Source organism: Xanthomonas dyei (assembly GCF_002939865.1).
In the GTDB taxonomy this organism is placed as follows: domain Bacteria; phylum Pseudomonadota; class Gammaproteobacteria; order Xanthomonadales; family Xanthomonadaceae; genus Xanthomonas; species Xanthomonas dyei.
Genome location: NZ_MDEE01000050.1, coordinates 1 through 20,048, shown reverse-complemented (window position 1 = coordinate 20,048; position 20,048 = coordinate 1). Strand labels below are relative to the sequence as shown.

Sequence of the window (20,048 nt, the reverse complement as noted above, 5' to 3'; positions counted from 1 at the left end):
CTGTGTGCTAGTGGGCATTGGGCGTGCCTGCGTTGCTGGAGGTCGGCTCCAGGGCGCTGCCGGCGAACAGCGCGTCCAGGGCGTCGACCAGGGCCGGGTCGAAGCGCCAGGCGTGGATGCCGGGGGCGGGCGAGCGGGGAACGGCAGCGCTGGCGGAGCCGGGGTCGGCCGCGTTGCGGGTGGCGTCCAGGCCGCGACAGAACAGGTAGCGCACGCCGCCGAAGTCGCGGGTGTAGTCGTAGCCGCCACCGTCGGCGGCATCGCCCAGGCGGAAGCGCAGCCAGCGGTGCAGGGCCACGGTGTAGATCAGCGCCTGCAGCTCGTACTCGCTGTGCGCCATGGCGCGGGCCAGGGCGTCGGCGTCATAGCTGGGCAGGCGGTTGGATTTGTAGTCGAGCACGTACCAGCGGCCATCGACGGTGTAGGTGAGATCGATCAGGCCGGTCATCAGGCCTTCCAGGCGGTGGCGCGCGCCGAAGGCCTGGCGGTCGCCGACCACACCAAACCGATGCAGCAACGCCAGCAGCGCATCGACGCGGGTGGGCCGCATGGCGAAGTGGAATTCCATTTCGTTGCGGCGCTGCGGCTCGGGCACGGCGGCCAGGGCGGTGCCTTCGGGCAACACCACGGTGAGGGTGTGGCCGATCAGGGCGGTGAGCACGCGCAGGCCGTCGTCGAGCTCGTCCTGGGCGTAGCCGCCGCGTTGCAGGGCCTCGACGATCGGCGCGGCCTGACCCTCGGGCGCGGGTTGGCCGGGCTGCCACGCGTGCCAGGCGGCAAAGTCGCAGCGCTCGAACACGTCGTGCATCACCACGCCGAAGCGGTTGCCTGCAAAACGCGCATCGAACGGTTCGGCCTCGGTGGCTGCGGCAACCGCCACCGCCTCGCTGCCGGACGGTTCGTCGCTGCCGCCACTGCCCACCACGGTGGCGCTGGCCATCGGGTCGATGGCGGCGCCGGCGTCGGCGTTGGCCAGCTGGGTGAAGCTGTAGACCCACCATTCCGGCGCGATGTGCCGCTGCGGACTGCGCGCCGGCGGCACCTGCGCCTCAATCGGCGGCGGCAGGCGCGGCAGGTTGGCTGGCGGGGTGCTGGTGTCCACCACCACCGCGCCCTCGCCTGCCGCGCCTTGCAACGCATCGAGCGCGCGCAGCATGCCCGACAAAGCAGTGCGTTCGTGCTGATGGAAGCTGCCGCTGGCGATCCATAGAGCATGCTCGGCGCGGGTCAGGCCGACGTAGAGCAGGCGTGCGTCTTCGGCACGTTGTTCCTGCTTCCAGGCGGCTTCGGCGGCACTCCAGCTGGGGTCGTCCTTGTCTGTCTTCCAATGCAGCTGACGGCCGCTGTCCGGCGCATGCACCACGCAATGGCGGCCAGCGCCCTTGTCGCTGCGGCCGATGCCGATGTACGGCAGAAACACCAGCGGATACTCCAGGCCCTTGCTCTTGTGCAGGGTGACGATCTGCACGCGACGCGCGTCCGATTCCAGCCGCAGTTGCTGGGCTTCGTCGTTGTCGTCGGCATTGGCGATGCGGCGTGCCAGCCAGTCCACCAAACCATGCGGGCCGAGTGCGCGCACGTCGGCTTCCTGCAGCAGTTCGGCCAGTTGCAGGTAATTGGTGAGGCGGCGTTCGCCATCGACCAGCGCGAGCAGGCGTTGCCCGTGCGTGGCGCCCAACTCGCCGATCAAGGCCAGCGGGCCGCCGCGCTGCCAGCGCTCGCGCCAGTCCAGTGCATGTTGCTGCCAGCGGCGATGGCGTTGCCCATCGCGTTCCAGTGCAGCAATGGCGATGGCGTCTTCGCCGATCAACACCGTGGCCAGCGCGGCGCGCAGGCGGCTGTCGTCGCCGGGATCGAGCAAGGCCTGCAACAGGGCCAGCAGTTCCAATGCTTCGTCGGTGGCGAACAGGCTCTGCTTGCCAGCGGCGACCGCCGGAATGCCCATCGCGCCCAGTGCTTGCTGGATGCGCGTGGCCTCGCCGTGGCTACGCACCAGCACGGCGATATCGCCGGCCTGCACCGGGTTGCCGTTGATGGTGGCGGTGCCGTCGCGACCACCGGCCAGCCAGCCGCGGATGGCGGCCACGCAGGCGGCGGTGGCCAGCTCGCGCGCGCGGCCGGCGCTCCAGGGTTTGGGCTTTCCCTTGCTAGGCGGCGGCGGTTCGGGCGCGCGCCACAGCGTCAGCGCCGGGGCGGTGGCGGCATCGCGTTGCAGGTCGGCATCGCTGCGCTTGGTGCCGGCCTGCACCGGATGGAAGGCGATACCGTCGGTGAGGAAGGCCTCGGTGTAGCCGGCCTGCGCATACAGCGCATCGATCGCCGCCAGCACGCCAGGGCGTGAGCGGAAATTGTGGCTCAGCGGTGGCGCCAGTTCGGCGGTGATTGCGGCGGCCAAATAGGTGCGCACATCCCCGCCACGAAAGCCGTAAATGGCCTGCTTGGGGTCGCCGATCAAAAACAGCGCCGGCTCCAGACCCGCCGCACGTGCGAGCGGGCCTTCGCCGAATACGCTGGAAAAGATCGACCACTGGCGGTCGTCGGTGTCCTGGAATTCGTCCACCAGCGCGATGGCGTATTGCGCGCGCAGGCGTTGCACCAGGGCATCGGCTTGCGGGCCTTGCAGTGCGTGCGCCACGCCATCGACCAGGTCGTCGTAGGTCTGCACACGGCGCTGGCGCTTGAGCAGCGCGAGCCGTGCGATGGCATCGTCGCGCAGGGCGTGCAGCAGACGGATGCGGCGGCGTGTGCGCCATTCTTCGACACGTGCCAGCGCGGTGAGATAGCCATCGATTTCGTGGCTCATCGGCGAGGCCGGTGTGCGATCGACGAACTTCTTGTTGGTGCCCGAGGCCAGTTCGGCAGCGGTCAACTTGAGCAGCTTGGGATGCGGCGCGCTGTCGTGCGTTGGCGCGGCGGCGAAGCTATCGAACCAGTGCCAGAGCGCAGTGAGCCACTCCGGTTTGTAACTGACCTTGCTCAAGATGCCGCCATCGATGGCGGACATGATGGATTCGAAAAACGCCGTGCCATGCGTGTGGAATGCGCTTGCCAGCGCGTGGCGTGCATCGTCCACCGCCTGCAGCAATGCGGCGGCATCGTCGTTACCGGCATCGGACATTGCCGGCAGGATCGCCGGGTGCCGCACCAACGCGCGCAGATCGGTGGCCAGCGCAGGCGGGCCGCCAGACCACAGCGCGATCAAGTCTTCGGCCATCACCGCATCGGCCGCACGTTGGCGCCACAGATCGGCGGCCACTTCGCTCAGCAGTTCGCGGTCGTTGGCGAGCAGTTGCGGCGCGGCGAAGGCCTGGCCGCTTTCCAGCGCATGTTCGCGCAGCACGCGCGCGCAGAAGCCGTGGATGGTGAACACGGCGGCCAGGTCGATTTCTTCTACCGCCTGCTGCAGGCGGCGACGTAAGGCGGCCGGGGTTTCATCGCCGGTAGCCAGATGCGCGGTGAGGATGGCGCGGGTGAGCAGGACGTCGGGCGCTTCCTGTAGGAGCGGCCTTGGCCGCGACGGGACGTCGGCGAGGTCGGTCGCGGCCGACGCCGCTCCTATAGACGCTGATGGAGCGTTGGATGCCTGCGTTGCAGGTGGTTTGGTCGCGGCCAGGTCCGCTCCTACGACGGCATCGGGGACGAGGGAGGCAGCCAGCACCAGGCGTTCGCGGATGCGGCGGCGCAATTCCTGCGTGGCCGCTTCGGTAAAGGTCACCGCCAGGATCTGGCCGATGCGCAAGCCGCGCTCGACCACCAGCCGGGTGAACAACGTGGCCAGGGTGAAGGTCTTGCCGGTACCGGCGCTGGCTTCGATCAGGCGCACGCCGTGCAGCGGCAACTGCAGATACGGGTCGGTCACAGGCGCGCTCATTCGGCGTCGTCCTGCGCGCCGTGCCAGTGCCGCCAACTGTCGATCAGACGCTCCGGGTCGAGCGTGGTGTCGGTGTTGCCGCGTTCGAGCAGGTCGTAGACGCGATGGCTGGTGGTGGCGAAGTCGGTAAAGCGCTGCGCATCGGCAAACGGGTCGCGGCCGCGATTGACCAGGCGTAATTCCGGGCTGTGCGACTCGCTCCAACCGAAGCTGGCCTGCCATTGCCCGGCGGCGTCCTTGATGGCTTTGTCCAGATCATCGCTGCGTGCGGCCTGGTGGTATTTCCAGCTGCTGTACGGCGCGAACGCCAGCGGCATTTGCAGGCCGTGGCGATACAGCTGCAATAGCTCGCCCAAGGCGTGTTGCGCCTGCGTCTGCGAGAGCGGTTCGGCATCGATGGGATGCGGGCCCAGGCCATCGTCATGCTCGAAGAAACGCACATACGGCACGCGCTCGCCGGCGGCGCGCAGCAGCAACCATTCCAGGCCATGACGGATCGCGCTGCGGCCACTGAGCGCGCCGACCTGCACGCGCCCCACGCCATCGGCATACCAGCCGGGCACGCGGCCGTGGACGTCGATATCGCCTATCTGCACCTGCAAGCGGCGCGACTGCGCCGGCGCATCGCCACGCCATTGCCGAAACGCGTCGGCATACGGGCGCAGCTGCGCCACACGCTCGTCGAGTTGACGGCGGCCGAGCGGGCCCGATGGCAGCAAGGCGCGTGCGCGCAGCCGCTCGTACAACCCATCGACCTCACCCGCCAACGCCGCCTCGAACACCTGCTGCTGCAAGCCGTATTGATCCAGCCCGCGCGTGGGCGCGAGCAGCGGTTCCAGATCGCTGTCTTCGCTGGCCGGGTCGGGCAAGCGCATGCCCAAGCGATGGCGCAAAAACTGCCCGGCCGGGTCGCCGAACAAGCGGCGTAGATCGTCGATGGACACGCTGGTGGGCACGGCGATGTGATCGGCCGGCAGCGCACCGGTCACCCACGGCGCCAGCGGCTGGCGCTGGCCGGTGAGGCTGTCCACGGCAGGGCGCCATTGCCGGCGATAACTGAAACGCCGCGGGTCTGCGCCGTCATCGCCCAGCGCACCGAATGCGGCGGCTGCAAACGGCTGCAACGGGTGATGCACCACCAGCGTGTCGATCGCCGCTGGGTCGGCGTGGTACTGCGCCGCGCTCGCCAACAATTCGCTGACCAGCACCGACGGCTCGCGCACGCTGCCATCGCGCGCATCGGCGCCGAGATAGCTCAGATAGAACACGTCCTGCGCAGAGGCGAACAACTGCAGAAACAAAAAGCGGTCGTCCTCGCGGGTGGAACGGTCGCCATGCCGGCGACGCTCGGTGCCCAATTCTGCGGTGAGCCGATTGAGCCCGGCGGCCGGGTCGCGACGCGGGAAATCGCCATCGTTCATGCCGAGCAAACAGATTACGCGGAACGGCAGCAAGCGCATCGGCACCATGCGGCCGAAACTGATGCCGCCGGTCAGCAGCGGCGCACGCGTGTCCGATTCGCCCAGTATCGCTTCAAAATGCGCACGCACCACCTCGGCCGGCACCTTGCCGGCGTAGTGCGCGCGCTGCGCATCGCGGGCGAATTGATCGATCAGGCTGCGCAACCGATCCAGCGCGCGCTGCGCGCGCGGGGCCGATGGCGCGGCGGGAATCAACGCATCCAGCAGCTCGAGCAAACGCTCGCGCCAGTCGACAGGCGGCATCGGCTCGGCCAGCAGCGACTGATGGCGTTCGAGCACGCGCAGCAACCGCATCAGCGTGTCGAGTGCGGTCAGTGCGCTGCCTTCCAGCTGCGGCCACGGCGCCACGCCATCGATGTCGTCGTCGGCGCCGCTGGCATGGCCGAGCAGCAGCCGGTCCAGTGCAAAACGCCAGGTGTAAGCGTCATCGCCGGGCGCCTGATGCTGACGCCGATGCAGCGCATCCAGCCCCCAGCGCGCGCCGGCCGCGTGCAGCCAGGTGCGCAGGCGTTCCAGCCCGGCGTCGTCCAGCCCGGCGGCCTCGGCGATCGGTGCGCTGGCCAGCAGGTCGAGGATTTCATGCAATCCAAAGCGTGCGATCGGCAGCTTGAGCAAGGTCAAAAACACCTCGGCCAACGGCTCGCTCGCCAACGGGCTGGCGTCGGCCAAGGCGTACGGCAATGCATCGTCGCTGCCATGGCTGCCGAATACCGCCTCCAGATACGGCACATACGGGTCGATGTTGGGCGACAGCACCGCAATCTCGCGCGGCTGCAAGGGCGGGTCGAAGCGCGGGTCGTCGAGTAAGGCGCGTAACTGGTCGTGCAACACCTGCAGCTCGCGCAAGCGCGTGTGGCAGGCATGCACCTGCAGGCTGGGGTCGTGCAGATTCACCGCCGGCAATGCCGCAGGCACGGCGGGTGCGCGACGATGGAACAGATCGCTCTGCATGCGCCGCAGCAGGCTGTCGCCCAGGCCGCCATCGGCAAGTGCGCGACGGCCGGACTCCAGCGGGTCGGCGTAGGCGGCGATCTCCGCCAGCGGATGCACCACCTCGTAATCGCCCACCAGCGCCATGAAATCGCGCCCGGCCGCACCCCACGCCTGCAGCAACGGATTTTCCTGCACTTGATCGACGAATAGCTGCACCGCGCCGTCTTCGCGGCGGCGCTGCCATAGCGTCTGCAGATCGCCCCAGTAGCCTTGCGTGGGCGTAGGCAGATAGAAATGCAGCGTGCCCACGCGTGCTTGGGTGGCCAGCACGCGCAGCACGTCGGGCGAAATATTGAGGATGGCGAAGGCGAACAGGCGCGTCGGCAAGCCCTGCGGCAACGGCCCATCGGCGCGCGCGTAACGGTCCAGATACTGGCCGATGCGGCGCGCGCGGTATTGCCGCCCGCTGGCGATGCTGCGCCACAGCCGTGCCTGCGGGTCGTCCGGATCGGCGCCACCTTCCCAACGCAGCAGCCAGTCGCGTCGCCATGCCTGGTACTTCTCGAACACGTTGCCCAACTCGCCTGCCAACGCCCATGGCTTGAGCGCATCGCCATCGGCCAGATAGCCGGCCAGCGGCGCCAATGCGGCGTCGCTGCCCAGATCCGATTGCAACGTCGCGTACAGGCGCCACTGCATGGTCGCCATGTCCAGGTCATCGTCGGCCGGGCCGAGGTTGCGCTCCAGCGCGCGCGCCACGAATTCGCCCGGGGTGAGAAATTCCAGATTGGCCGCCACGCCGTGCTCGGCGGCCAGCGTGGACTGCAGCCAGCGCCGCATCGCGACCTGCGGGATCAGCACCACCTCCGGCTGCAATACCGGCTGCCCGGGCACTGACCGACGCAGCTCCTGCGCGAGCAAGGCAGCCAGGGTATCCAGCGCATTGGAAGGATAGAGACGAAAATCGGGCGCGGAGGTGGCGTGCATGCGTGCGGCATTGTGCCGGATGGCGAGGGAATGCGCTGTCGACCTGCCCGATGCGCGCCAGTCGATGTGCTTGCACGTGCTGCGCCAACACGTGGTATCCGCAACATGGCAACTGCGCTCAGGCGAGCGCGGCCAGTGACAGGGAACGGTGTCGCCATCGCTTGCGGCCGTGCAGCCTACGCAGCGTCATGCGAGCCATGCTGCGCGCGACGTGTCGCCTGCCCGCTGCATGTAAGCCAATCGCAAGCGACACGCACCTCGGTGCGCCCTGGCTGCCACTCCTGCACGCGCCACAAACGCGATGGGCCGAGCAGTGCCCGGCCCATCGCGTTGCCTTTACTGCGGCGCGCGTGGCGCGATCAGTATTTCTTTTCCAGATTGATCATCCAGGTCTGGTCGTTGCCGCTGTCGCCATCGGTGATGCCGCGGTATTCCAGCCGCGTGGACAGGCCTTGTTCGGTCAGCAACGCCGCGCCGATGCCCACCATCAAGCGGTTGCGATCGAACGCGCTCTGGCCGGTGCGATAGAACGGCCCGCCAGACAGGTCGGCGTAGCTCAGGGTGGCATCGCCACGGCCCTGGAAGTCGCGCTGGTATTCCACCCGCAGCTGCGGGGTCAGGCGGCCCCAGCTCACTTCGCGACGCCATTCCAGACGCAGGCCCAGATTACCGGTGGTGGTGGCCACATCCATGTCGGCGTAGCGCAACGCGAACGGCGCCACGCCGTCTTCGCTATAGCCGTCCAGCGTGGCGCGCGACACATCCAGCCGCGCATACGGGGTGATCTGCAGGCTGTCGCGCTGCAGGTCCGCACCGGTCGACAGCGAGGCGATCCACTGCTTGCCGTCGCGGTTGCCTTCGGCCAGCGAGCCATCGTCGCTCACATAGCGGCGCAGGTCGTACGACAACAACTGGTAACCGACCAGGGTGTCGAAGAAGAACGCCTTGCCCGGATGGAAGCTGGCATACACGGCCATGGTGTACGCGTTGCCCTTGCTATGGCTGCCGTTGTTGCCCACGTCGCTGTCGTCGCGGCCCCAACCCAGGCCTGCACCGATCGCCAGCGACTGCGCCACCCGGTAATCCGCACCCACGCTCAAGCCGTCGGTCTGGAAGTCCACACCGTTGCTGCTGGCCTGCCGGTTCAAGCTGCCCGAGCGGATCGCACCACCGATCCACAGACCCAGATCGCCCTGCCCCTGCGCCTGCGCGGTACCGCTGGACGCCACCGCCGCCGCATCGCGGAAGTCGTTATCGGCATCCTGCGTGTCCGGGCTGCAGGGCTGCGCACTGACACCGCGCTCGGCCTGGCGGCAATGCGAGGTGGGCTGGAAGCTCACCGCGTTGCTGAAGCTACCGCCGCCGCGATGGGTGGCCTCCAGCCGGCGCTGGAAGTTGTCGATCTGCGCGCGCGCAAACCGCCGTGTGGACTCGGACTGCGCATCGATCAAGCCGCGCACTTCCGCATCCTGGCTCGGGTCGCGGCGCGGTGCGATGTTGAACACCACGCTGGCCGGCGCCGAGGTAGCGAACGCGTTGGACAAGGTGAACTGCACCGTCGCCTGGCCGACAAATGCCGGGTTGGGCGTAAAGGTCAGCGTGAAGGTAGGCACTTCGGCCATCGCGGTGGCGGCCGGCGACAGGCCGGAGGCGCGTGCCGCCGATGCGGTGGCGGCACCACCGACACGGGTGATGGTGGCGGTACCGGCGGAGGCCGGCAGCACCGCGACCACCGCAGCGGCCACGAACGGCCCGCCGGTGGCGTTGCGGGTGATATCCACCTGCTGCGCTTCGCCGGGCACTGCCTCTGCGGTCACCGACACCGCAACCGGCCGCGCGTTGACCGTGATGGTCAGCGTGGTCGCCGCCGAGGTGCCGCCACTGCCAGTGGCGGTATAGCTCACCACATCGGTGCCGATGAAGCCGGCGGTCGGGGTATAGACCACCTGCAGGCCATCGACCACGGCAGTACCGTTGGTGGGTGCGGTGGTGATGGCGATCGCGGTGATGGTGCCGGTGTCGTTGCCGGTCACCGCCACCGTCACTGCGGTGCCATCCATGGTTGCGGCGGTGTCTGCAATCGCCACCGGAGCCGCGCCGACCACGCTGAAGCTATAGGCCTGCGCAGCGCTGGCGGCACTGGCATCGGTCACGGCGATGGTGAAGTTGCTGACGCCTTCGCCGCTGGGCGTGCCCGACAGCGTGCCATTGGCGGCCAGGGTCAGGCCGGCCGGCAAGCTGCCGCTGGTCACCGCAAAGCTGTAAGGCGCCACGCCGCCGGACACGGTCAACGTCTGGCTATACGCCGTGCCCGCGACGGCCGGCGGCAGCGTGTTCTGCCCGATCGCCAGCGTGGCTGCGCCGATGGTCAGCGCATAGCTGCGCGAGGCCTGCGCCGCAGGGCTGGGCGTGCTGTCGGAGGCGGTGAGCGTGAAGTTGAAGCTGCCAGACACCGTCGGCGTGCCGCTCAGCCCACCGGTTGCGGTGTCCAGCACGATGCCGGCCGGCAACGCGCCAGCGCTCAGCGCATAGCTGTACGGCGCAGTGCCGCCGGTGGCCGGGCTGATCGCTGCCGTATACGCCTGCCCTGCGGTGCCTGCCGGCAAGGTGGATGCGGGCAACACCAGGGTCGGGCCGGCCACCGTCAACGTATACGCCCGCGTCCCGGTGAAGCTGTTGGCATCGGTCGCCTCAACCGTGAAGTTGAACGTGCCATCCACCGTCGGCGTGCCCGACAGCGTGCCGTTGCCTGCCAGGGTCAGGCCACCCGGCAACACGCCAGCGGCGATCGTGTAGCTGTAAGGCGCAGTGCCGCCGCTGGCGCTCAACGCCTGGCTGTACGCCGTACCGCGCGTCGCAGCGGGCAGCGTGGTCGGCGCCAGCACGATGGTGGGCGCAGCGATGGTCAGCGTGTAGCTCTGGGTGGCAGTAGACGGCGTACCGGTCGTGCTGTCGGTAGCGGTCAGGGAGAAGTTGTAGGTGCCAGGTGCCGTGGGCGTGCCGCTGAGCGCAGCGGTGCCGCTGTTGAGCGTGATACCCGCCGGCAGCGCACCGGCACTGAGCGTATAGGTATACGGCGCGATGCCGCCGCTCGCCGGCGTGATGGCCGCCGTGTAGGCCTGACCGGCGGTGCCGGCGGCCAGCGAGGTCGCCGGAAGCGTGACGCTGGCACCGGCAACAACCAGGGTGTAGGCGCGGCTTCCGGTCGTCGGGGCGCCGCTGTCGGTCGCGCTTACCGTGAAGTTGAAGCTGCCGGTGGCGGTGGGAGTGCCCGACAGCACGCCGGCAGCGCTCAGGATCAGCCCGGGCGGCAACGCACCGGCAGTGATCGCGAAGGAATAAGGCGCGCTACCGCCGCTGGCGGACACCGTCTGGCTGTAGGCGCTGCCTGACGTCGCGGCAGGCAGGGTCGCCGGTGCGACGGTGACCACCGCATCGTCGTTGACGATGGTGCCGGTGCCGGTGGCGCGCGCGATGGACGCGTTGCTGGCGCCGGACAGGCCGACGGTCAGGGTTTCGTTGGGCTCGACCGCCGTGTCGCCGTTGACGGTGACAGCCACGCCCTGCGCGGTCGTACCCGGCGCGAAGGTCAGCGTGCCCGAGCGGGCGACATAGTCGCTGCCGGCAATGGCAGTGCCGTCGGCAGTGGCGTAATTGACCGACACGGTCTGGCCGCTGGACGCACTCAGGCTCACTGTAAAGGTGAGCGTGGTGGTCCCGCTATTGCCTTCGTTGACGCTGACATCGTCGATCGACAGCCCAGGCAGCGCATCATCGTTGACGATGGTGCCCTGACCCTGCGCGTCGCTGACCGTGGCGCCAGCGACGTTACTGACATTGACGAAAAAGGTTTCGTTGGGCTCGCTGAGCGTGTCGCCGTTGACCAGCACCGTGAAGGTATAGCTGCTGCTGCCGGCGGGAATCGTCTGCCCGGTCAGGCTGGAAGCGGCGTAGTCCACGCCTGCGGTCGCGGTACCGTAGGCGGTGGCGATGTCGAAGCTGACCCCGCCGGCGCCGGCCGGCTGGCTCAGCGACACGGTGAAGGTGGCATTGGTGGTACCGGCGTTGCCCTCGTTCACGGACACGTCGTTGATCGACAGCGACGGCTGGTCGTCGTTGAGGATGCTGCCGGTGGCGCTGTTGGGCGAGCCCACGCTGTAGCCGCTGCCTGCGCTCAGGCTGATGGCGACGGTCTCGTCGGGTTCGACGGTGCTGTCGGCGGTCGGGTTGATGGTGATGGTGCCCGTGGTCTGGCCGGCGGCAATCACCAGCGGCGAACTCACGGCCGCGTAGTCGGTGCCCGAGGTGGCGCTGCCGCCAACGCTGTAGGCCACCGACACCGCGCTCACCGGCGCCTGGTCGAGCGTGACAGTGCAGACCAGATTGGTGGCGCCGTCCTCGGCCACGCTGGAGGGAGACACCGCGATCGATGCGGTAGGCAGATCGTCGTTGAGGATGGTTGCGGTGGCGCTGGCCGGATTGCCGACGCCATAGCCGGTGCCGCTGGCCACGTTGATCACCACCGTCTCGTCGGCCTCTACCGTGGTATCGGAGACCGGGGTGACGGGAAAGCTGGCCGAAGCGGTATTGGCGGGCACCACGATGCTGTTCACCGCGCCCGTATAGTCGACGCCGTTGGTGGCGGTGCCGCTGCGGGTGAGGTTCACCGTGGTCGCCGAGCTGCTGGTCTGGCTCAGGGTCACCGTGTAGGTGAACGATGCGCCGCTGTCTTCGTTGCGGCTGGCCGGGCTCACCGCGATGCCAGCGGTAATCGCCGGGGTGATGGTGATGTTGAAGACGATCTGGTTGTTGTACTCGTCTATCAGGTAGAACGAGTCCGACGCCGCGCCATCACCGTTGTTGGTATATGTCACCCGTTCGGTACCGGCGCCATCGAGCTGACCGGTGAGGTTGTAACTGCCATGCGCCGGAGATACGCCGGGATCGGTCATGCCCACGTTAGACGTGCCGTCGCAGTCGCTGACATCGAAGGTCACCGAGCCGCCCGAGTTCACGGTACCGCTTTGGGGAGTCGGGCATGCGGGTCCAGGTCCGGGCCCGGCTGCAGCCAGACAGACCTGCGACGTCGCCAGCCAGAGCAACGCCATCAGCAAACGCAGCATGGGACGCACGCCGCCCAAGGCAGTGAAAGTCGTAGACATGAATTTTCCCCAAAAGAAGCACGCCACCCCGGCGTCGGCATCGGTCCTGGTGCCTCAGATCAGCACAACGCGATGCCTTTTAGGACATACAGTTGGACTGCGGCGCTATTTGAACAGGAACTGACTACCAGTTAAAGAATGAGAAATTAATACTTCATTCCAGTTTCGAACACTGGTGGCTTGTGGTACGCACCCTCGGCAGGTATCTGTACCGCAGCCCCGACATTCGCTCGGCGGCGGACTACGCGGGGAGATCTGCATGAGCGAGTTCTTCATCGGTCAAATCATGTTGACCGGTTTCGTTTTTGCGCCCAAATATTTTGCGCAATGCAACGGCCAGCTATTACCGGTCAATCAGAACCAGGCGCTGTTCAGCCTGCTTGGCAACCGCTTTGGCGGCAATGGCAGCAGCACGTTCGCGTTGCCGGACATGCGCGGACGCACGCCGATGGGTTACGGGCCGTCGGCCGATCCGAGTTGGCAGCCTCCGGCAATGCCGATGGGGCAGGCCGCCGGTTCGGAGACGGTGACGCTGCTGGCGGACAATCTCCCCGCGCATACCCACCTGATGGATTGCAGCAGCGCCAACGGCGACAACCGCGTGCCGACCGGCCGCCTGTTCGCGAACAACAACGTCACCACGGGAACCGCGCACGCGTTATACGCCGCGGCTGGCGCGATGGTGCCGCTGTCCCAAGCCACGGTCGCCAATAGCGGCGGTAACCAGCCGCATCCGAATATGCAGCCGTACACCACGATCAATTTTTGCATCGCGCTGAACGGGATCTTCCCCTCGCGCAGCTAGGCGCACGCATATCCGGACGCTTAGCGCGCAGCTTGCGCGTGGCGTCTCATCGACCAGGAAGGATCTCATGAGTACTCCATTCATCGGCGAAATCCGCATGTTCGGCTTCGGCCGCACTCCCCAGGGCTGGCAGGCCTGCGACGGCTCGCTGCTGCAGATCTCGGAATACGAAACGTTGTACGTGCTGCTTGGTACCGTCTACGGCGGCAATGGCACCGACACATTCGGGGTGCCGGACCTGCGCGGCCGCGTGCCGATCCACCAGGGCCAAGGTCCCGGGCTGAACAACTATGTGCTCGCCCAGCGCTCCGGCACCGAGACGGTGACGTTGATTGATCTGCAGATCCCGGCGCACACGCATACCGCCCAGGCCACCACCAGCGCGGCGACCGCCACCGCATCCGCCGGACTGTTGCCGGCGGCGGTCAACGGCAGCATGTTCTATGCCAGCGACGTCAACGGAGCGACCACGCTAGCGATGTCCGCCCAGAGCACCTCGTTTGCTGGCGGCAACCAACCGCACGACAACCTCATGCCGACGCTGACGGTGCAGTACTGCATCGCCACCACCGGCATCTTTCCGCAGCAGGCCTGATCCCACGCGCCGCGCCGATCAGGCCGCGGCGCCCGCTTCCGCTCCACCGGAGGAACCCGTTCATGACCGAACCCTATATCGGCGAAATCCAGCTGTTCGGCTTCGATTTCAATCCTGTCGGCTGGGCGTTCTGCAATGGCGCCACCCTGCCGATCACGCAGAACACCACGCTGTACTCGCTGCTCGGGGCGGCTTATGGCGGCAACGGCACCAGCACCTTCCAGTTGCCGAACTTCTCCGCGCGCGCCGGCTGCCAGCAAGGTCCGGGACCGGGCCTGACCCCGCACACGTTGGGCAGCAACTTCGGCTCCGCCTCGGAAAGCCTGCTGAGCACGCAGATCCCGGTGCACCAACATGGCGTCAACGCGTTCTCGCAGCCGGATCCGGCCAAAAAGACGGGCACGCCGGCCAGCGGAGCGGCCCTATCGTCGCTGAACGTCAACACCGAGCGCCCGTTCTTTGCAGTCGCGCCGGACAAGCAGTTCTCCCCAAGCATGCTGTTGCCCACCGGCAACGGCTTGGCGCACGAGAACCGGCAACCCTATCTGGCAGTGAACTTCTGCATCGCACTGCAGGGCGATTACCCGGTATTCGATTGAGGCCATGGCCAAGCGGCTTGCCAGCACGGCAGCAACAGCAGCGTTAGGCCACGAACCTGCGGTCGGGTCTGGTCCGCAGGCCGTCGTCTTGCGTCCGGAACGCGATGCCGACCTGCCATGGTTGCAGGCGCTGTACGCCAGCACGCGCAGCGACGAGCTTGCTTGCGTGCCGTGGCCGCAAGCGACCAAGCGCGCGTTCTTGCACCAGCAATTCAGCCTGCAACGCGCGCATTACCGGCAGTATTTTGCCGATGCCGACTTTCTGATCGTGGAGGCAAACGATGCGCGCATCGGCCGGCTCTATCTACATCGCACAGCGCCTCAGCACACCTTGATCGACATCAGCCTGCTGCCGGACTGGCGTGGCCGCGGGATCGGTTCGCACCTGCTTGCGCACGCACAGACCTGCGCCCGCGAGGCGGGATGCGCGCTGTCATTGCATGTGCTGCACGCCAATCCCGCCGCGCAGCGCCTGTATGTCCGCCATGGATTCGTTGCAGGCCGCAGCAACCAGACACATCTGCAGATGCACTGGCATCCGCACGATCACCTGGTCAGTTGAACGCGCTCAATTAAAGACGGCCTGATACAGAAACCCATCGCGCTCGCGTGCCACCGGCACCAGAAAGATGCCGATCTCGCCCAGCCGCGCATGGCGCATCTGATAGGTCTGCTGCGGAAACAGAAACGCCGAGCCATTGCGGAACAACAGCGAAAACGGCGCGCGTTGCGAGTTGCGTGCGTCCTGCAGCGGCCGCGCTTCTACCAAGACAAACGGCACCTCGCCCTCGTTCAAGGACGCAGCAAAGGTTTCATTGACACTCCCGGCGAAGTGTTCAAGCGTCAGCAACTCCATGGATGATTCCTTGGCGACGATGGAGCTGGATCGTCGCGTCTTTTGCGCAGACACCACAAGACGGCGATACCAACAACGCGACGCACTCGACAGATCACACAGATCGCAAAGAGAAAGGCCAAGGACCATCGAACCAAGCCCTGGCCGCCGGAAACGCCGCGACGGCGCAAACACCGCAAACGCTTCCGGGCGATCGCGCACGCTCGGGCTCCCTACTGCGACGTACGTTGCACAGCGATGCCATGCAGGGCGGCAGTCGCTGCGTTGCGGGACACGCTGTTACGCAGATGGCGACATGGTCGGCCACATCGCTTACCGCATGAATGCGACAATACTGCACGCAGCGGTTCGGTTATGTTCAGCCGTGTGACGGCTACTCTAATGCGTTGGAATTCTGTTAAAGGCTTCGATGACGGCGTCCGCCTCTCCTGTCGTGCAGTTGTCCGGTGTCCGCATCGATCGCGGCGGGCGGACCATTTTGCGCGACGTTTCGCTCGATGTGCCGCGCGGCAGCATCACTGCGGTGCTCGGTCCTTCCGGTAGCGGCAAGTCCACGATGCTGGCGGCGTTGACCGGCGAACTGCGCCCGGTCGCCGGTACGGTGACCTTGTTCGGTAGCCCGATCCCGCACGGCAGCCGGGCGTTGCTGGAAGTGCGCCGCAATGTCGGCGTATTGCTGCAAGGCAACGGCTTGCTCACCGACCTGAGCGTGGCCGATAACGTCGCGCTGCCGCTGCGCACGCATACGCGCCTGCCGGCGCCGGTGCTGCGGCGGCTGGTACAGATGAAGCTCCACGCCGTGGGCCTGCTCGCCGCCGCCGATGCGTGGCCGCGCGAGTTGTCCGGCGGCATGGCGCGACGTGTGGCGCTGGCGCGCGCGCTGGCGCTGGACCCGCCGTTGATGATCTACGACGAGCCGCTGACCGGGCTGGATCCGATCGCCTCGGGCGTGATCATGAGCCTGATCCAACGCCTCAACCACAGCCTGGGTCTGACCAGCATCATCGTCAGCCACCACGTGCACGAGACGCTGCCGATCTGCGACCAGGCGGTGGTCATCGCCAATGGCGGCATCGTGTTCGCCGGCACCCCGGCGCAATTGCAGGACAGCACCGACCCGTTGGTGCAGCAGTTCCTGCACGGTCAGCCAGATGGACCGATCGCCTTCGATGCCGCACCGCGTCGCGACCGGAGTGCTGCCTGATGGCCATGGTTGAATCGATCCGCGCCTTCGGCCGCGCCGGCTTGTTTTCGCTGACCGTGCTGCGCGGCTCGCTGCCGACGCGCGATTTCATCGCCGAGCTGGTGCGCGAGATCTACAAGGTCGGCGCGCGCTCGCTACCGATCATCGCCGTGGGCGGCGCCTTCGTCGGCCTGGTGCTGACGCTGCAGGGCTACCGCACGCTCACTACCTACGGCGCCTCCGATGCGCTGTCCACGCTGCTGGGGCTGTCGCTGTACCGCGAGCTGGCACCGGTGCTGACTGCGCTGTTGTTCATCGGCCGCGCCGGCAGCTCGATCGCCGCCGAACTCGGCCTGATGCGCGCCACCGACCAGATCAAGGCGCTCGAACTGATGGCCATCGACCCGGTGGCCAAGGCAGTGGCGCCGCGGTTCTGGGCGGCGGTGCTGACGGTGCCGCTGCTGACCGGCGTGTTCTGCTCGCTGTCCATTACCGGCGGCTACTTCGAAGCCGTCCACGTGCTGGGCATCGACAACGGCACATTCTGGTCGGGGCTGAGCAACAGCGTCGATTTCTGGGACGACTTCGGCGTGGCGATGCTCAAGTCGGCGATCTTCGGCGGCACGGCCGCGCTGGTCGCCGCCTACGTGGGCTTCCATGCCGAGCCGACCATCGAAGGCACCTCGATCGCCACCACCCGCGCGGTGGTCAACGCCTCGCTGCTGGTGCTGATGTTCAACTTCGTCCTTTCTGCAATGTTGTTTAGGTGAGATAGCCCATGGCCATGCGTGGACCACGACTCGAATTCGCCGTTGGCGCCTTTTTGCTGCTGACCCTGGCCTCGCTGCTGGTGCTGGCGGTGGCCTCGACCAATCAGCGCTGGGGCTTCGGCGCCAGCCAGTACACGCTGACCGCGCGCTTCAGCCAGATCGGCCAGCTGCGCGCGCAGGCGCCGGTGAAGATCGGCGGCGTGACCATCGGCAAGGTGTCCGAGATCAACCTGGATCCGACCAAGTTCGATTCGGTGGTGACGCTGTCGCTGGACACCAAATACAAGGATCTGCCCGCCGACACCTCGGCCGGCATCTTCACCAGCGGCTTGCTGGGCGAGAGCTATATCGGTCTGCAGCCGGGCGGCGACCCGGAAACGCTCAAGCCGGGCGAAGAGATCGGCTTCACCCAGCCGGCAGTGGATCTGCTGCAGCTGGTCGGCAAGTACATGTTCAGTGGTGGCGGGAGTGGTGGCAGCAATGCCCCGGCCGCCACCGATGGTCAGGCGCCGGCGCCTGCCCAGCCCGCTTCTCCCTCTACGGAACCTCACCACCAATGAAAACCAACCTGCTCTCCGCCATCCTGGCCTCGACCCTGCTGGTGTGCGCACCGGCCACCGTGCTGGCCCAGCCCGCCGCCGCCAGCGCGCCTGCGCAAGGCGCGGCCACCAAGACCGTCATCGACAGCAGCACCCGCATCCTGACCACGCTGGACCAGCGCCGCGCCGAGTTCCGTAGCAACCCGGCCGCGCTGCGTCAGTACATCAATGGCGAATTGAACAAGGCCTTCGACCGCGATTACTCGGCCCGTCTGGTGCTGGGCGTGCACGGCCGTGGCGCCTCGGACGCGGACATCAAGCTGTTTGCCGACGCACTGGCCGAGAACCTGATGCAGCGTTACGGCACCGCGTTGCTCAACTTCGAAGGCAAACCGACCTTCCGCGCCAAGTCCGAGAGCGCGCTGCCGGGCAACCGCGGCGTCAAGGTCTCCACCGACCTGCTGCGCGCCGGCAACGACCCGACCCCGGTCGACTACCTGATGCGCAACAGCGGCGGCCAGTGGAAGATCTTCGACGTGATGATCGAAGGCATTTCCTACGTGCAGACCTTCAAGACCCAGTTCGATGGCCCGTTGCGCGAGAAGGGCATCGCCAAGGTCGCCGCCGATCTGCGCAGCGGCAACCTGCAGGTCGGTGCGGCACCGGCCAATGGCAAGTAACAGCACCGTGCAACGCAACGGCGACACGCTGGCGCTGACCGGCGTGCTCGACCGTGCGGCGGTCACTGCGGCCTGGCCGCAGGCGATCGCCCAGCTCGATGGCGTGCGCACGCTCGACCTGACAGGTGTACAACGCCTGGACAGTGCCGGCGTTGCGATGCTGGCCGAACTGGCCGCGCGGTTGCGCGGCAACGGCACTGCGGCGGTGGTGGGCGAGGCGTCCGGTCTGGACGAATTGCGCGCCGCCTATCGCTTGTCTCCCACTCTCGATTTTCAGGCCTGAGCGCCACGCCATGACCCAGTTACGCACCCTCCCCTTGCTGGCCTGCCTGTTGTTGGGCGCCTGCGCCAGCCACGCGCCGAAGTCGGCACCGCCGTCGGCCAGTGCCGATACCGCACCCAGCACCGAAACACCGGTGCGTGACGATTCCGGAGTCACCGCGCAACCGGCCGCCGCCGGTTTCGCCGCGCCCGACGCGGTGCCTGCCAGCATGGCCGCTGCGCCTGCCCCACAGTCCGCTGCCGGCAGCGATGCCGGCACCGAAACCACGGGTGCGCCCACCTCGGCCGAAGACGACTTCGCTGCGCTGTATGGCACGGCCACGCCGCAGGCCGGCGCCGACGGTGCGCCGACGCAGCCGGGCGCTGCACCGGCCTACGACCCGTGGGAGCGCTATAACCGCGGCATGCACCGCTTCAACATGGCGGTGGACCGGGGCGTGGCACGTCCGCTGGCCACTGGCTACACCAAGGTGGTGCCGCAACCGGCACGCCTGGGCGTGACCAACTTCTTCGACAACCTCGGCACGCCGTTGACCATGGTCAACCAGCTGCTGCAGGGCCATCCGGTGTATGCGGTGCAGTCGCTGGGGCGCTTTGTGATGAACACCACCCTGGGCGTGGCCGGCCTGTTCGACCCGGCCAGCGCGGCGGGGATTCCGCGGCGGAGCGAAGACTTCGGCCAGACCCTGGGCGTGTGGGGCTGGCGCAATTCGCGTTACTTCGAGCTGCCGCTGTTCGGCCCACGCACCGTGCGCGACACCTTCGGCCTGGGCGGCGATATTCCGCTGTCGCCGTTGCGCCAGCTCGACGACAGCGGCGCGCGTTTCGCCCTGCAGGGCCTGCAGCTGGTGGACACGCGTTCGCAGCTGATGTCGCTGGATTCGCTGCGCGACCAGGCACCGGACGAATACGCGCTGACCCGCGATGCCTGGATGCAGCGCCGCAATTACCAGATCGTGCGCGATCTGCGCAGCCACCGCGACAAGAACAACCAGCTGCCGGATTATCTGCGCGAAGACAAGGACAGCACGGTACCGGTGGATGCGATGCCGATCCCCAACTGGGTACGTTGATCGGCGAGCTGTGGTGTGACCTGCATGCAAAAGCCCGGGAGCGATCCCGGGCTTTTTGCTTTGCGAAAAACATGCAGATGATGACGTGCGCCAGTGTCCGGCGCGGCCGCCTCGATCGCTGCGTGTTTTTAGCGCAGCCAATGACCCACCCCCTGAAAACTGAGCCACAGTAAAGTAGAGACTTCGGCAGCATGGGCCCCCGTAGCAACGAGGATTCAAGCGATGAAGAAGT

General features: G+C 67.2%; 14 protein-coding genes. 10 read left to right on the top strand and 4 right to left on the bottom strand.

What is annotated here, in order from left to right; all coding sequences use genetic code 11:
* Positions 1 to 7: 7 nt before the first annotated feature.
* From recB to XdyCFBP7245_RS20945, 3 genes are all read right to left on the bottom strand, one after another.
* On the bottom strand, positions 8 to 3,871 hold the full coding sequence (gene recB / locus XdyCFBP7245_RS20955; protein ID WP_104617333.1) for an exodeoxyribonuclease V subunit beta: 3,864 nt from the start codon (positions 3,869 to 3,871) through the stop codon (positions 8 to 10).
* Positions 3,868 to 7,272 (bottom strand): exodeoxyribonuclease V subunit gamma, encoded by a 3,405-nt coding sequence (gene recC, locus XdyCFBP7245_RS20950; protein WP_104617332.1) that lies wholly within the window; start codon positions 7,270 to 7,272, stop codon positions 3,868 to 3,870. Before recC ends, recB begins: the two co-directional genes overlap by 4 nt.
* Before the next feature lie 359 nt (positions 7,273 to 7,631).
* The gene (locus XdyCFBP7245_RS20945; RefSeq protein ID WP_386261801.1) at positions 7,632 to 12,395 is read right to left on the bottom strand and encodes a putative Ig domain-containing protein; all 4,764 of its coding nucleotides are present in this window, start codon (positions 12,393 to 12,395) and stop codon (positions 7,632 to 7,634) included.
* Between the two features lie 298 nt (positions 12,396 to 12,693).
* Between XdyCFBP7245_RS20945 and XdyCFBP7245_RS20940 the strand changes: the two genes are divergently transcribed.
* The 4 genes from XdyCFBP7245_RS20940 (at position 12,694) to XdyCFBP7245_RS20925 (ending at position 14,995) form a co-directional block, all read left to right on the top strand.
* Positions 12,694 to 13,239: a phage tail protein gene (locus XdyCFBP7245_RS20940; protein WP_104617330.1), complete on the top strand. Its 546-nt coding sequence runs from the start codon at positions 12,694 to 12,696 to the stop codon at positions 13,237 to 13,239.
* Positions 13,240 to 13,306: 67 nt separating this feature from the next.
* Positions 13,307 to 13,834: a phage tail protein gene (locus tag XdyCFBP7245_RS20935; RefSeq protein ID WP_104617329.1), complete on the top strand. Its 528-nt coding sequence runs from the start codon at positions 13,307 to 13,309 to the stop codon at positions 13,832 to 13,834.
* 62 nt (positions 13,835 to 13,896) lie between these two features.
* Positions 13,897 to 14,433: a phage tail protein gene (locus XdyCFBP7245_RS20930; RefSeq protein WP_104617328.1), complete on the top strand. Its 537-nt coding sequence runs from the start codon at positions 13,897 to 13,899 to the stop codon at positions 14,431 to 14,433.
* 4 nt (positions 14,434 to 14,437) lie between these two features.
* Positions 14,438 to 14,995, top strand: a complete 558-nt coding sequence (locus XdyCFBP7245_RS20925; RefSeq protein WP_104617327.1) for a GNAT family N-acetyltransferase — start codon at positions 14,438 to 14,440, stop codon at positions 14,993 to 14,995.
* Between the two features lie 6 nt (positions 14,996 to 15,001).
* On the opposite strand, the gene XdyCFBP7245_RS20920 is transcribed toward XdyCFBP7245_RS20925, so the two are convergent.
* Entirely contained in the window at positions 15,002 to 15,289 is a 288-nt protein-coding gene (locus tag XdyCFBP7245_RS20920; RefSeq protein WP_104617326.1) for a DUF6916 family protein, read from the bottom strand.
* 409 nt (positions 15,290 to 15,698) lie between these two features.
* Here XdyCFBP7245_RS20920 and XdyCFBP7245_RS20915 point away from each other — a divergent pair, with 409 nt between their 5' ends.
* From XdyCFBP7245_RS20915 to XdyCFBP7245_RS20890, 6 genes are read left to right on the top strand one after another with little or no spacing between them, the layout of a single operon-like run.
* Complete coding sequence (locus tag XdyCFBP7245_RS20915) at positions 15,699 to 16,493, top strand: ABC transporter ATP-binding protein (RefSeq protein ID WP_104617325.1); 795 nt, start codon at positions 15,699 to 15,701, stop codon at positions 16,491 to 16,493.
* Positions 16,493 to 17,242 carry an MlaE family lipid ABC transporter permease subunit gene (locus XdyCFBP7245_RS20910; protein ID WP_104617324.1) on the top strand — a complete coding sequence of 250 codons (750 nt, stop codon included), beginning with the start codon at positions 16,493 to 16,495 and terminating at the stop codon, positions 17,240 to 17,242. Before XdyCFBP7245_RS20915 ends, XdyCFBP7245_RS20910 begins: the two co-directional genes overlap by 1 nt.
* 8 nt (positions 17,243 to 17,250) lie before the next feature.
* The gene (mlaD, locus tag XdyCFBP7245_RS20905) at positions 17,251 to 17,802 is read left to right on the top strand and encodes an outer membrane lipid asymmetry maintenance protein MlaD (RefSeq protein WP_104617323.1); all 552 of its coding nucleotides are present in this window, start codon (positions 17,251 to 17,253) and stop codon (positions 17,800 to 17,802) included.
* Positions 17,799 to 18,461: an MlaC/ttg2D family ABC transporter substrate-binding protein gene (locus XdyCFBP7245_RS20900; RefSeq protein ID WP_104617322.1), complete on the top strand. Its 663-nt coding sequence runs from the start codon at positions 17,799 to 17,801 to the stop codon at positions 18,459 to 18,461. Before mlaD ends, XdyCFBP7245_RS20900 begins: the two co-directional genes overlap by 4 nt.
* Positions 18,451 to 18,744 (top strand): STAS domain-containing protein, encoded by a 294-nt coding sequence (locus XdyCFBP7245_RS20895; protein ID WP_058563564.1) that lies wholly within the window; start codon positions 18,451 to 18,453, stop codon positions 18,742 to 18,744. Before XdyCFBP7245_RS20900 ends, XdyCFBP7245_RS20895 begins: the two co-directional genes overlap by 11 nt.
* 10 nt (positions 18,745 to 18,754) lie before the next feature.
* Positions 18,755 to 19,816, top strand: a complete 1,062-nt coding sequence (locus XdyCFBP7245_RS20890; RefSeq protein ID WP_104617321.1) for an MlaA family lipoprotein — start codon at positions 18,755 to 18,757, stop codon at positions 19,814 to 19,816.
* Positions 19,817 to 20,048 lie beyond the last annotated feature (232 nt).